This is a genomic window from Pseudomonas sp. P4_C4 (genome assembly GCF_056402055.1).
Genome location: NZ_JBFUID010000036.1, coordinates 1 through 13950, shown reverse-complemented (window position 1 = coordinate 13950; position 13950 = coordinate 1). Strand labels below are relative to the sequence as shown.

Sequence of the window (13950 nt, the reverse complement as noted above, 5' to 3'; positions counted from 1 at the left end):
CAGGGGGACTTCGGTGAATTCAGGAAGGGGGGACTGCTCATTGCAATGCCTTGCTCAACGGCAAACGCACCATGTTCTGCGCTTTCAGCGAACCGAAATACAACCAATCCCCATACTCGCGCACTGTGGTGATCGGTGAGTAGTTGTCGCTGCTGCCGTCCTGCAGGTTGGCAATCACTTTGCCCTCAAGGTCCAGACCCAGGGCAAACCCGCGACTTTCCACGGGTTTGGGCAAGACAGTCATGGCCCGCACGATCATCTTGCGCACGAACGGATGTGCAGCCGTGCCATCGAGCAAGGCGTTTCGGGGGGCATACAGTGCCACCCAGAACCGGTCGTGACCATTGAACGACAGATTGTCCGGCAGCCCCGGCAGGTTGTCGATGAACAGGTCATGGGTGCCGGCCTTCGGACCGCTGAGCCAATAACGGCTGATGCGGTAGGCCCCGGTTTCATTGACCAGTACATAGGCATCGTCCGGCCCCAGGGTCACGCCGTTGGCAAACTCCAGCTTATCCAGCACAACCGACGTTTTGCCGGTCTGGAAGTCGTAACGCAGCAGTCGACCGTCGCCGCCGTGTTCGAGCACGGCCTCACCGTCGTGGCCATAACCAAAGCGGCTCGAAGCATCGCTGAAATAAGCGTAGTGACCGGGTTTATCGATGGCCACATCGTCGGTAAAACCGAAGGGAACGCCGCCGGCCTCTGTGGTCAAGGCCACCAGACGCCCCTGGGCGTCGAGGGACAACAAACCTTTGACGGCATCGGCGATCACCAGCAGACCATTGGGATGCCGGGCCAGGCCCAGTGGCCGGCCACCGGTATCGGTCAGGACTTTGGTGGTCTTGCCATCCAGGCTCGTGCGGATCAGGCGACCGTCGTGCAGGCCGGTGATGAGCGTGTCGTTTTCCAGCAACAAGGCTTCCGGCCCGTCGATGTCGGCGGCACCGACGCGTTCCACCCCCTTGAGCCGCTGATTGTCGGCGTAGATTCCGCTGGTGAGGGACGGCGCAGGTTGTGGCGTCCAGGCCACCGGTCGCACTTTGGTCGGCATCAGCAGCAGGAAGGCGCCGATGACGACGATGGCCAGCAACAGACATTTGAAGGTTCTGCTCACGCGCCGACCCCCGTCGCCGCCAGATACTTCTGCGCCATGTCGCGCAACGCCAGCATCGACGCCGCCGATTCCCGATCGATGCGCCGCTTGAGCAACAACCGGTTGGCAATCCGCATCGCCAGACCGCTGAATTGATACTCCAGGGTCCGGACGAAACGCGTGTCGTTGCCCTCGGCATCGCATTCATAGGTCACCACCAGCGACAGGCCATGATCACCCTGGGCCCGGGCGCTCCAGCGCCGTCCGGGCAAGTACTCCGCTACCTCCCAGCGCAAGTGCCCGTCGCGGCCACCAGCGCGGATGTCCTCTTCGAAACGTGCGCCAGCATGCAACGGGCCTTTCGGCCCATCGATATGCAGCGACGACGGATGCCATTGCGGCCAAAGGGTCACGGTGCTGGCGTAGGCCAGTACATTGATCGGGTTTCCGGCAATGACAACCTGATGCTGCATGCGGGTCATGGGCGTTCTCGTCGGGTTGAGCGGCACAGGTTCCGGTTCCCAGTAGAGGGTGCCGAACAGGTAGTCCATCAGCGGGAAAACGATGTTGAAATTACGCTCCTGCATCAGTTCGCGGCGGTGATGCAGTTCGTGCAACCGGCGCATCTGGCGGATCCACGGCAATCGTGTGATCCGGTTGTGCGACGGCAGATGCTCGCAGGCATGAAACACTTCGTAAGTCAGGTAACCGAGGACAAGAAGGCCGCCGACCAATCCGGCGACGTTGGTATTGATGTGCTTGAGCAGCCACCAGAGTGGCAGGGCGACGGCGAGGGTGTGCAGCACGATCAGCCATGCCGGAAACAGTATCACCCGCCAGTCGCGGGCGCTGTCGTAGGTCATGTGGCCGGGGGTGAAAAAGCTGTGGTGGTCGCCGGCGTGGCGGGCATAAAACAGCCGGGCGAAGCCCTTTCTATGATGACCCAGGTGGCGATGCACCCTGTACACGCCGAGGTTGAACAGCAGCAGCGTGACGGGCACCGCCAGCCATTCTGTTGGCCGCACCTGATGTACGGTGCTCCAGAAAGCGCTGATCGCCAGCGCCCCGAACAACAGGACAAAAGCGCCGTGCAGCCAAGGGTTGTAGAGCGGATGAATGTCGGCGCGGTAACGGCTGCGGAATCCTTCGGTGGTCTGCCTCACTGCAATCACCTGTCGTTTTTGTTATCTCTTTCAGATTAGCCGATCCCGGTGAATTGACGGGCCGAACCTTGAGGCCACAACGGCCATGATCCGGTGCAAACCGGTCTCAAGTCAGCGGGTCCCAGCGTTGCGACCAGTCTTCGTCGGAATCGATAACCTCGCGCAGCAGGTCGAAGGCCCGTTGCAGTGTCGGCGAGTCACGATCGCGCGAATAGACCAGATAGGTCGGGTAGTTGAATTCCGGCGCCTTGGGCACCCGTTCCAGGGCGCCGCTATCCAGATAACTTTGCACGACGCGGGTGCGAAAGTAGCCGCTGCCGCCGTTTTCGAGAAGGTACTGCAGGCCCAGCGGGCCAAGATTGAAGCTCAGCGCCGCCTTGGCTTTTTCCGGCAGGGCGGCGTCGTGCTGGCGTCGGAAGTCAGCGCCCCAATCGATGTACACGTAAGGATCTGGCTTGCCGGCCAGGCGCACGAGAATCAGTTTTTCTTCGAGAATCTGCTCAACCTGCAAACGCGGCCAATACTCGGGCTGATACACCAGCGCGGCATCCAGAACGCCCAACTCCAGTTGACGCAGCAGGTTTTCACCGTCACGGATTTCCATGCGCAAGGCGTGGCTGGGGATGTTTTTACGGATTTCGCCGGCCCAACCGAGCATCAGCGGGTTGCACAGGCTCACTTCGCCACCGATGTGCAGCACATCGCGATAGCCCTCGGGCAATGGCAAATCACGCCGCGCGGCTTCCCAGGTTTGCACCAGTTGATTGGCGTACACCACGAACGCTTCGCCATTGGGTGTCAGGCGGGCTCCGGCGCGGTTGCGCACGAACAGGGTACTGCCCAGTTGGCTTTCGAGTTTCTGCACCCGCGCGGTGATCGCGGTCTGGGTGACATGGAGCTTCTCGGCAGCCGCGGCCAGGCTGCCGTGGCGAACGATTTCGAGGAAGGTGCGGGCGAGGTCGATGTCCATGGGGTGGCCGGTGTGGAGATTGCCGACATTGTAAGAGCACCACCGAACCTGTGGCGAGGGGGCAAAAACGACGAATCCCGCCACTAAGGGCGGGATTCGTTTGCGGCCTTGCACGCTCCCGAAGCTCGGGAGCCAGGTGCTTACGACGGGAACAGTTCAGACAGTTTCATCGCCAGCATCATGTCGCCTTCAGCGCGCAGTTTGCCGCCCATGAACGCTTGCATGCCGTCAGTCGAACCGTCGACGATGCCTTCCAGGGTTTCGCCGTCCATCACCAGGGTCACCTGGGCGTCCGGGTTCTCGCCTTCCTGCAGTTCGCAGGTCTGGTCCTTGACGATCAGCGAGAAGTTCTTGGAGTCGTCGATGCGGAAACCGAAGACCAGGTCCAGACCGGCAGCAGCGGCTGGGTTGAACTTGGCTTTCATTGCTTGTACGGCGTCTGCTACGGAGGTCATGGTTCGATCCTTTCTTGGGTAATAAGAGCTGGGTGATTACAGCCAGGGTCACAATAGTCCGGACTCAGCGAAACGTGATGAGTTCCGGGGCCTTCAACAGTTGCAGGTGCGCATGAATGTTGAAGGAAGCCAGGGCCACCTCGCGACCACGAAACTTAAGCTGGTTGAGCGAGGTGTTGACGATTTGCCAGTTCAATTCAAAGGCCTGTCGGGCAGGCATTTGCGTAATCAGGTGGAGCAGGGCAGTAATGGTGCCACCGGACGTGAACACGGCGATTTTCTGGGTGTTGTCGGCCTGGTCGAGGATGCGGTGCAAGCCGGCCTGGACCCGCTCGACAAAGCCCAGCCAGCTTTCCAGGCCCGGGGTGTCAAAGGTGCCGGCGAGCCAGCGTTCGATGATCAGGGCGAAGATACGCTGGAACTCACCACGGTTTTGCGCGGCATTGCGCAGGATGTCCAGGGCTTCGGGTTCGTCCGGCAGCATGGCCGGCAACAGCGCGCGGATCACCGCATCGGCGTCGAACTCGTTGAAGGCGCAGTCGGTTTCCAGGAGCGGCACCGGCAGGCCCACCGCGGCGAATTGTTCCAGCGCGCTGTTGGCCGTGTGTTGCTGGCGGCGCAGGTCGCCCGCCAGGCAGCGGTCGAAGCTGATGCCGAGTTCGGCCAGGTGCCGGCCAAGGATTTCAGCCTGTCGAATGCCGGTCGGCGACAGGACGTCGTAGTCGTCCGCACCAAAAGAGGCCTGGCCATGTCGAATCAAATAGATGCTGCCCACGTCCGCGTCATCCCGGTGCGTTGAAGGTTTGGCGAGGTTATGAGGATGGCGGTGTACTGTCAATTAAAAAACATACGCTTGTTTGAAATGCCCGTTACAGGCCTGCTGCCAGAGGTTTCACGGCTGGTCGCAAGGTCGGCGCATGGGTATGCTGGAGGTATCCCGCGCGCGTTCGAGCCGCGCATCGTTTGAGGAGTCCCCGTGGAGTTTTTTTCCGAGTACGCCATTTTTCTGGCCAAGACCGTGACCCTGGTGATCGCCATTCTGGTGGTCCTGGCCAGTTTTGCGGCCTTGCGCAGCAAGGGACGGCGCAAGTCGTCCGGCCAGTTGCAGGTCAGCAAGCTCAATGATTTCTACAAAGGGCTGCGCGAGCGCCTGGAGCAAACCTTGCTCGACAAGGACCAGCTCAAGGCCCTGCGCAAGACGCAGGCTAAAACCGACAAGAAACAGAAGAAAAAAACCGAGGCCAAACCCCGGGTGTTCGTGCTGGATTTCAACGGCGATATCAAGGCTTCGGCCACCGAAAGCCTGCGCCACGAAATCACGGCCTTGCTGACCCTCGCCACACCGAAGGACGAAGTGGTGCTGCGCCTGGAAAGCGGCGGCGGCATGGTTCACAGCTACGGCCTGGCTTCTTCGCAACTGGCACGCATCCGCGAAGCCGGCGTGCCCTTGACCGTGTGCATCGACAAGGTCGCGGCCAGCGGCGGCTACATGATGGCGTGCATCGGCCAGAAGATCATCAGCGCACCCTTCGCGATCCTCGGCTCGATTGGCGTGGTGGCGCAGTTGCCCAACGTCAATCGCCTGCTGAAAAAGCACGACATCGATTTCGAAGTGCTGACCGCCGGTGAATACAAGCGCACCCTGACCGTGTTTGGCGAAAACACCGAGAAGGGGCGGGAGAAGTTCCAGCAGGATCTGGACATTACCCATCAACTGTTCAAGAACTTCGTGTCGCGCTATCGCCCGCAGCTGGCGATCGATGAAGTGGCCACCGGCGAAATCTGGCTCGGCGTCGCGGCGCTGGACAAGCACCTGGTCGACGAACTCAAGACCAGCGATGAATACCTCGCCGAGCGCGCCAGCAAGTCCGAGCTCTATCACTTGCATTACACCGAACGCAAAAGCCTGCCAGAGCGCATTGGCATGGCCGCCAGCGGCTCGGTCGATCGCGTGCTGCTGAGCTGGTGGAGCCGTTTGACCCAGCAACGCTTCTGGTAAGCCTTTAGCGGGCGTCTGCAACAAGATCAAACCGCGGATTTTTCGCGGTTTTTTTCGCCCGGAATTTCAGGTTTGTCATTTTCCTGTGGCCGCCGCGAAACGTCCTAACTGATCAGCCGAGCATTCCGACTTACGCCTGAGTCGCCGCTGGTTATTCTGGTGATTCCCAATAGTTTGCAATGGAATGCACATGAATAATCACGCCCATGGCGGTGCCCCAACACCCAATGTCCTGATGCACAACGAACTGAAGGCCGCGGTGGAGACCGCACTACCGCAAACTCCCGCTCAGTTTGGCGAGCGCTTGATCAAGGAAAAGTGGGGAGCCGACATTGATCCGCAGGCAGCCCTGCTGGTAACACTCGACTATAACTACCATGGGCATCCTCCAGAGAACGGTATCCATCAGGGGCAGGTGGGGAGTTCCCGCACCCTGATCCAGGCCCTGCTTGGCAATTATCAGACGGTGGGCGACGGGCGCTTCGGCGAAACGGTGTTTGGTCTGTACACACCGCCCGACATCGGGCCGTCGGTGCGCATTGTCGAGAAGGTCGATGAGTTTGCTTATGTGGGCAGCGGTAACCACGACACCTATGAAGGCATTTACCGCGCAACGGTTCCGCAATCCTATGGCCCGCACACGCAAATCAATCTACGGCCTGCCGATTTCAAGCTGTGGGTCTGGGGGTTGTTTCTTTCTGATCGATACCAGGCTTATCTCGATCAGGCCTGGCCGTCGGACGCGGTCATCGCTGCTCCCGGTCCTTATGCCCTGAGGACATCGGTCAAGGTCGCTTTCGTCATGGCGGCCCGGCTGCAATATCAAGAACGGTGCCTGTCTCGAAAGGGGCTGGAACTTGCCATGCAAGCCGCCGGGTTGCCCGCCACGCAGACCTGGGAAGCGCTGACGATCCAGCAATTGCAAGCGCCGACAAAAATGCCTCCGGGTGTCGAGGCGAGTCGGTTGAAACTGTACCGTTATACAGCGACGGATATCTGGTGCTTTCAAGAGCGATCAGGTTCCAGGGTGTTGCTGTACATCCCCGGCAATTCTTCGCCATTGCACGAATTCACCGACAGTCGACAGTTGCGCCAATGGATCGTGGCTCAGGGCAGGGGCGCCGATACGAAACATGCATTGGCGGCTCACTTCACCGAAGAGGATCGAGAGGACGGCACCTTTCATGCGGGTGTACTGACCGCGCTGGAGGGCATGGCGATTTATCCCAAAATGCACAGGCTGACGAAGAATGCCGGGTTCTTCAACGATGATGGCCATTGGGATCCGGGCGACTACATCGAGTTTGATCGCTCACCCAGCGCAACCGACCCTTTTGCGCAGTTGGTGAAATCCATGAAGCAAGTCGCCCAGGATAGCGTCAAGACCATCCGCGACGATGCTCAGGTCAACCGTGACAATCTGAGTGCTTTCGTCGAGCCGATTGTGCAATGGATCAACCGGTTCGGGCCACTGGCGTTGTTTGTGCCTGGAGGTGAGGGATTGTTGGTGCTGGCCGGGCTTATTGATGCCGGTTACGGTCTGGATGAGGCAGTCGAGGGGCAAACAGCCAGTGAGCGTTCCGAAGGCGTGACGCGAACTGTGTTCGGCTTGCTCAATGCATTGCCGCTGGTCGGGGCTGTCGCCTCGTTAGAACGCGACGGCGCCGAGGTCGCCGCGCTGACCAGGACCGAGCACGAGACTGGCGAGCCCGATGTGCAACCCGGCGGCAGACCGGCTGGTGATCCGTCCGCTCCTATCGCTGCCTCGGAACCGATCACGCGGATACCGAGTCGTCTGAGCCTGCTGCGAGGGATAGGCGCCCCGGTGGACGCTTTCAGCGATGAGGTCCTGATGCAGATCGGCAAGGTCAGCGACGTCGATGACGACATGCTGCGGATGATCCAGGCCGGTCGTCGACCTGCTCCCGTGTTGGCCGACACCATCAGCCGGTTCAGGATCGATCAGGACGTCGCGCAAGTCATCGATAAAACCCAGGCTGACGCGGCAACTGCGGTCGAAGGCAGTGATTTGCACGAGGCGTTGCAGGCCAGGCGAGTGGAGTTGTTCAACAGTCGTTATCAGGCACTTCAGAATTCGAAGCATGAATGGGTCCGATTGTTTCAACAGCAATATCCCGGGCTGCCGAAAAATGCGGTGGAGCAGATGCTTGATCGCTATGGAGTAGAACTGACGGCGACGCCGGATGAGATCCAGGCCAGGGAACTATTCAGGCAATTGGATAGCAAAGCCCGCCAGTACCAGCGGCATGTGCGCCTCACTCGTGCTTACGAAGGCCTTTATCTGCGGTCGGTGGCCCATTCCGATTCGGACACGCTGGCTTTGCACTCACTGAGGAACCTGCCCGGATGGCCGAAAAACCTGCGAGTCGAGGTGCTCGATGGCTCGTCGCAAGGCCGGGTGCTGGATCGTTGCGGTTCCCTCAATGCCGCTTATTGTCGACGCTTGATCAAAGTCGGCAACCATTATCAATACTTCGACGTACCCACCCAAACCCTCTTGCAAACAGATTTTTACGGGGCTGTCATCGGTGCATTGTCCGAGGACGAGCGTGCGGCGCTGCAGTTGCAGTCGCTGAACCCGGCCAACGAGCTGAAGCTCAATCTCCGTGACCGTGCGCTATCACGCTCCGAGTTCGGCCTGGGTCTGGGCAGAATGGACGGGGGGCTACCCTTCGAAATGCAAGGCTTGAGGGGCGGCGGCTTCCCAACCACCCCGCTGGCCGCAGCGTTGACCCACGAAATGCTGAGGTTGCAAGTCAGGGACCTCTATCCTGACTTCGGCAACGCGCAGGCCGATGAATGGCTGCAACAGGCCGGAGAAAGCGTTCAGTCGCAACTCGATGGATTGAAGCAACAATTTGAGCAATTGAGTACGGATTTGACGGGGTGGATCGACCAGGCCCTGCAGGATCTCGATGACATGGACATCGACTTTCTGGCCGCTGACGACGAGGACGCCGCGGGCATGAATCATGCGCAAATCGCGGCGCATAACGTCGCGCTGCTGCAGCACACGATGGAGTACGAGCGCGCGACCCGGATGGAACTGGCTGACGAGTTGGTGTCAATCTTGCGAAAGTGCCCGCCGCAGGCCAATCGTCTTTATTCCGGGGAGACGTTAACGGGATACAAACTGGATCTGGACTTCGAGGACTACCACCGCTTGCCGGTCATGAGCATTAGGTTCAACGAGGTGATCGAATTGTCGATGCGCGGATTCCATTTGATTGAACGTGAGAGCTTGAACGGCTTCCTTGATTCTTTCCCCAATCTGCGCGTCTTGAATCTGGAAAGAGTCGATCTGCGGCTGCCTGATGCAATAGGAGAACTTGAGGGTGGTGTTCTGCCGCCGGCGATTGCGCGAATGCGCCATCTCACGACGCTGAATCTGAAAGCCACGTTTCTGCAATTCAGGGAGAACACGGCGTCGCAATTGTGTGACTTGATCAACTTGCAATCACTGGATTTAAGTGGAAACCCCTTGGGTGTTCCGCCTGTGTTGTTAGGGATGAACGAACTGCGCCAGGTGAACCTGAGGAGTACAGGGATCAGTAGATGCCCGATCGGAATTCGGGACGAGCCCTACCTGATGATGCTGGACCTGAGCGATAACCGAATCACCCGGGTTCCGCCAGCGGTGCTGAGCCAGGCCGTCGCCCGGGATCGGGTGAAACTCTGGGGCAACCCGTTGACGGACGAGGACACGTTGCGGCGCTTGGTCGATCATCGGCAACGCACCGGGATCAACCTGTGGTTGAGTACGCCAGGAGCCGACTATGGCAATCCGGTTGCGTGGTTGCGGGAGGGTGACGAAGCACTGCGGCAAGCCAGGCGAACGATATGGCAGCAATTGGCGGTCAAACCGTCAGGCGGTCATTTCATGAGGGTCATCGACGGGCTCAGTCTGACGGCGGACTTTCAGGTCGACTATCTGGTATTGCAAGCGAGAGTCTGGCGACTGTTGAGCGAGGCGCAGGCGTCGGACGAGTTGTGGGGCTGGCTGAACCGGTTTGTCGAAGGCGCAGCGATCGATGCTGAAAATCCGCTGGGAATTTTCACCTCGCTGGAAGATCGGGCCAGGCTTTACCGCGATTGGGTAACGATGGGGCGGCCGTTTCCGGTGATTACCGAACAGGCCTAGAGGATGGCCTTGAACCCCGTAAAGGGTTCAAGGCCTGGACATCAACGACGACGGAACAGCGGCAGCGGTTCGTCGGTAGCGGCCTGGTAGGTCACCGAGAAGTCCTTGAGGCCTTCAAGGGCTTCGTGCGGGTCTTTGTCGGCGCGAATGGCGAACGCGTCGAAACCACAGCGATGCATGTAGAACAACTGGTCACGCAGCACGTCGCCAATGGCCCGCAATTCGCCCTTGAAACCGTAACGGTCACGCAGCAGGCGGGCGTTGGAGTAGTTGCGGCCGTCGGTGAATGCCGGGAAGTTCAGGGCAATGACCTGGAACTGAGCCACGTCTTCGCCGATTTCCTCGGCTTCTTCATCGGCGTCCAGCCAGATGCCCAGGCCGCCGTCGCGGGCCAGGAGCATACGACTGTGTTCGCGCCACAGCTGCAACGGCACGATGAGGTCGTCACAGTTGCTGATCTCGTCGATGTTGAAATCCTTGGGCAGCAGGTGCCAGGTCTCGTCGACGACCTCGTTGTTCTTAATTATTCGCTGCATAGACACGCTCCTTGAAGAGGTCGATGCCAATACGCTGATAGGTGTCGATGAAGCGTTCGTCTTCGGTACGTTGTTCGATGTACACGTCGATCAGCTTTTCGATCACGTCAGGCATGGCTTCCTGGGCAAAGGACGGGCCGAGGATCTTGCCCAGGCTGGCGTCACGGCTGGCGCTGCCGCCGAGGGAAACCTGGTAGAACTCCTCGCCTTTCTTGTCCACCCCGAGAATCCCGATGTGGCCGACGTGGTGGTGACCACAGGCGTTCATGCAACCGGAGATGTTCAGGTCCAGCTCGCCGATGTCGAACAGGTAATCCAGGTCGTCGAAGCGGCGCTGGATCGACTCGGCGATCGGGATTGACTTGGCGTTGGCCAGGGAGCAGAAGTCGCCGCCCGGACAGCAGATGATGTCGGTCAGCAAACCGATGTTCGGCGTGGCGAAACCTTGCTCGCGCAATTCGCCCCACAGGGTGAACAGCTTGTCCTGCTCGACGTCGGCCAGGATGATGTTCTGCTCGTGAGAGGTGCGCAGTTGACCGAAGCTGTAACGGTCGGCCAGGTCGGCCACTGCGTCGAGCTGTTTGTCGGTGATGTCGCCCGGTGCAACGCCGGTAGGCTTGAGGGACAAGGTCACGGCCACGTAGCCCGGCTTCTTGTGGGCCAGGGTATTGCGCACGCGCCAGCGGGCAAAGCCCGGATGCTGCTGGTCGAGCTCGGCCAGGGCGGCGGTCTGGTTGTCCAGCGCCTTGTAGTCCGGGTCGACGAAATGTTTGGCGACGCGTTGCACTTCGGCTTCGGTCAATGTGGTCTGGCCACCGCGCAGGTGTTCCATTTCCGCATCGACTTTTTGCGCGAAGACTTCAGGCGTCAGCGCTTTCACCAGAATCTTGATCCGCGCCTTGTACTTGTTGTCGCGACGGCCATAGCGGTTGTAGACCCGCAGGATGGCGTCGAGGTAGCTCAACAGGTCTTGCCACGGCAGGAATTCATTGATGAACGCGCCCACGACCGGCGTACGGCCCAGGCCACCACCGACCAGCACGCGGAAACCCAGTTCGCCGGCGGCGTTGTGCACCGGTTCAAGGCCAATGTCGTGGACTTCGATGGCGGCGCGGTCGGAGGTAGAACCGTTGACGGCGATCTTGAACTTGCGCGGTAGATAAGCGAATTCCGGGTGGAACGTGGTCCACTGGCGGACGATCTCGCACCATGGGCGCGGGTCGGTCAGCTCATCGAAGGCCACACCGGCGAACTGGTCGGTGGTGACGTTGCGCAGGCAATTGCCACTGGTCTGGATCGCATGCATCTGCACGGTCGCCAGTTCAGCCAGGATGTCCGGAATGTCTTCCACGGCCGGCCAGTTGAACTGCACGTTCTGCCGGGTACTGATGTGGGCATAGCCCTTGTCGTAGTCGCGGGCAATTTTGGCCATCATTCGCACTTGGCGCGAAGTCAGTTGGCCGTAAGGCACGGCGACTCGCAACATCGGCGCGAAGCGCTGGATATAAAGGCCATTTTGCAGGCGCAGGGGGCGGAATTCTTCTTCGCTCAGCTCGCCTGCCAGATAGCGTCGGGTCTGATCACGGAACTGCTTGACGCGGTCCTCGATGATCCGCTGATCGTATTCGTCGTATACGTACATATAAGTCCTGTTCTCAGGCTTGGGCCGGTCGGAAACAGCGGCGTTTTTTGGCTTGCTGGCGTCCGATGAAACCTCGGCAATTCTGCGCGCACGGCCGCGCACTCCCAACGGAGCCGGGGCAAGATACCAGTTTGCAGTTATGCGTAAAAGTGATGTTTGAGCATATGTAAAGAACCAAATCGCCTAATGAGAATCTTTGTTGCAAAGCCCCTGTTTGTGGTGCGGGCAATCGTCGTCTTTACTCTGCTCGAGTCTTTATGCAATCACCGATAAAACCGACAAGAGGCGATGCAATGAGCAACCCAACCAAAGCACGGAAAAGCGATAGCACCGTTGATGCCTGGGCAATTTTGTTCCTGATCATTCTGGTCGTGGGGACGGCGGTTTTCTGGGTCAGCCATCAGTAAACGACCCCGTCCGGGCCCGGTTCCGACGATTGTCTGACAAAAACCGGAAAAATCGCCGTTTTACGGAGGTTCGCTGGATATAATCCGCGGCGAATTTGCGGGGGCTCGGACGATCGATGTTAAAACTTTTCTGTGGTGCCGTGCTGGCGCTGGCTACGGTCTGGGCACCGTGTGTCCAGGCGGCGTCCGTATTGTTCCTCAATCCAGGGACCACCCAAGAGACGTTCTGGGTCAGTTACTCGCAATTCATGCAGGCCGCGGCCAAGGACCTTGGCATGGATTTGCACATCCAGTATTCCGAGCGAAACGCTGAAACCACACTCAAACAGGCCCGCGAAGCCCTGCAAGGGCCGAATCGACCGGACTATCTGGTGTTCGTCAACGAACTGTACGTTGCGCCCGAAATCCTGCGTCTGGCTCAAGGCAGCGGTGTGAAGCTGTTTCTGGTCAACAACGGCCTGACCGCAGACCAGGTGCGCTTGCTCGGCGCTCAGCCGGACAAGTATTCCGACTGGTTGGGCAGCCTGGTGCCCAACAATGAGGAGGGCGGCTACTTGATGCTCAAGCAGCTGATTCGCCTGCATCGCCCGGTCGCGCCCGGTCAGGCCATTGATCTGGTGGCCTTTTCCGGCCTGAAGAACACGCCAGCCGCGCAACAGCGTGAGAAGGGCATGATGCGGGCATTGGCCGAACACCCTGAAGTGCGGTTGCGCCAGTTGGTCTATGGCAGCTGGACCCGCGAGCGCGCCTATGAACAGGCCAGGTTATTGTTCAAGCGTTATCCGCAAACGTCGCTGGTCTGGTCGGCCAACGATGAAATGGCCTTTGGCGCCATGCAGGCTTATGCCGAAACCGGAGGCCAGCCCGGCAAGGACGTGCTGTTCAGCGCCATCAACAATTCACCGGCCGCGTTACAGGCGCTGTTGGATGGGCGGTTGAGTGTGCTGTTGGGCGGCCACTTCACTCTGGGTGGTTGGGCGCTGGTGCAACTGCATGACTACGACCAGGGGGTGGATGTCAGCCAGTACGGTGGGCGCGACCGGCAGATTCCGTTGTTGCAGCTGATCGATCACGCACAAGCCAAGCGATTGCTGGCTTTGAGCTCAACTCAGGATTACGGTGTGGATTTCCAGAAACTCTCGGCCAAGGGGCGACCGACGTCCTGGCGCTACCCGTTCGGCCTGCAAGCCCTGATGCACTGAGTCGGTTCAGATACCCGCCAGGTGCAACACCAGTTTGACGATGCCAAACAGTGTCAACGCGAACACTGCCGTGAACAGAATGCCCAGAATCACGAAATGACTCGGCTTGCCGTGAGTGAAGTCGCGCGCCCGGTTCTTCCCGCTCTGTACTCCGAACGCCGCCGCCATGACGCTCTGCAGCATCTGCCAGAAAGTGGGCGGTTTGTTGTTGTCGGCTGGATCGTCCATAAATTCCTCGTCACCCTGTGTCAGAGGTAAGCATAGACAATACAAAAAAGATCGTCCGAACGCGGCCCGAGCCTTCGGCAGCTCCTACAG

At 59.5% G+C, this 13950-nt stretch carries 11 protein-coding genes; 3 read left to right on the top strand and 8 right to left on the bottom strand.

Features of this window, described 5'->3' with window-relative positions; translation table 11 throughout:
• Window positions 1–37: 37 nt before the first annotated feature.
• The 5 genes from AC1DXW_RS19080 to AC1DXW_RS19060 form a co-directional block, all read right to left on the bottom strand.
• Window positions 38–1117 carry an SMP-30/gluconolactonase/LRE family protein gene (locus AC1DXW_RS19080; protein WP_477755530.1) on the bottom strand — a complete coding sequence of 360 codons (1080 nt, stop codon included), beginning with the start codon at window positions 1115–1117 and terminating at the stop codon, window positions 38–40.
• Window positions 1114–2259: a sterol desaturase/SRPBCC family protein gene (locus tag AC1DXW_RS19075; RefSeq protein ID WP_477755529.1), complete on the bottom strand. Its 1146-nt coding sequence runs from the start codon at window positions 2257–2259 to the stop codon at window positions 1114–1116. Before AC1DXW_RS19075 ends, AC1DXW_RS19080 begins: the two co-directional genes overlap by 4 nt.
• Before the next feature lie 106 nt (window positions 2260–2365).
• Window positions 2366–3229: a LysR family transcriptional regulator gene (locus tag AC1DXW_RS19070; RefSeq protein ID WP_477755528.1), complete on the bottom strand. Its 864-nt coding sequence runs from the start codon at window positions 3227–3229 to the stop codon at window positions 2366–2368.
• Between the two features lie 140 nt (window positions 3230–3369).
• On the bottom strand, window positions 3370–3684 hold the full coding sequence (locus tag AC1DXW_RS19065) for an SCP2 sterol-binding domain-containing protein (protein WP_477755527.1): 315 nt from the start codon (window positions 3682–3684) through the stop codon (window positions 3370–3372).
• A gap of 64 nt (window positions 3685–3748) precedes the next feature.
• Complete coding sequence (locus AC1DXW_RS19060) at window positions 3749–4459, bottom strand: histidine phosphatase family protein (RefSeq protein ID WP_477755526.1); 711 nt, start codon at window positions 4457–4459, stop codon at window positions 3749–3751.
• 201 nt (window positions 4460–4660) lie between these two features.
• Here AC1DXW_RS19060 and sohB point away from each other — a divergent pair, with 201 nt between their 5' ends.
• Both sohB and AC1DXW_RS19050 read left to right on the top strand, forming a co-directional pair.
• Window positions 4661–5683 carry a protease SohB gene (gene sohB, locus AC1DXW_RS19055; protein WP_477755525.1) on the top strand — a complete coding sequence of 341 codons (1023 nt, stop codon included), beginning with the start codon at window positions 4661–4663 and terminating at the stop codon, window positions 5681–5683.
• A gap of 190 nt (window positions 5684–5873) precedes the next feature.
• Window positions 5874–9845, top strand: a complete 3972-nt coding sequence (locus tag AC1DXW_RS19050) for a dermonecrotic toxin domain-containing protein (RefSeq protein ID WP_477760321.1) — start codon at window positions 5874–5876, stop codon at window positions 9843–9845.
• A 41-nt stretch (window positions 9846–9886) separates the two neighbouring features.
• On the opposite strand, the gene AC1DXW_RS19045 is transcribed toward AC1DXW_RS19050, so the two are convergent.
• On the bottom strand, window positions 9887–10381 hold the full coding sequence (locus AC1DXW_RS19045) for a DUF934 domain-containing protein (protein ID WP_223464402.1): 495 nt from the start codon (window positions 10379–10381) through the stop codon (window positions 9887–9889).
• Entirely contained in the window at window positions 10365–12023 is a 1659-nt protein-coding gene (locus AC1DXW_RS19040) for a nitrite/sulfite reductase (RefSeq protein ID WP_477755519.1), read from the bottom strand. Before AC1DXW_RS19040 ends, AC1DXW_RS19045 begins: the two co-directional genes overlap by 17 nt.
• 523 nt (window positions 12024–12546) lie before the next feature.
• Here AC1DXW_RS19040 and AC1DXW_RS19035 point away from each other — a divergent pair.
• Entirely contained in the window at window positions 12547–13632 is a 1086-nt protein-coding gene (locus AC1DXW_RS19035) for an ABC transporter substrate-binding protein (RefSeq protein WP_477755520.1), read from the top strand.
• A gap of 6 nt (window positions 13633–13638) precedes the next feature.
• On the opposite strand, the gene AC1DXW_RS19030 is transcribed toward AC1DXW_RS19035, so the two are convergent.
• Window positions 13639–13860: a DUF2970 domain-containing protein gene (locus AC1DXW_RS19030; protein WP_477755521.1), complete on the bottom strand. Its 222-nt coding sequence runs from the start codon at window positions 13858–13860 to the stop codon at window positions 13639–13641.
• Window positions 13861–13950: the final 90 nt, after the last annotated feature.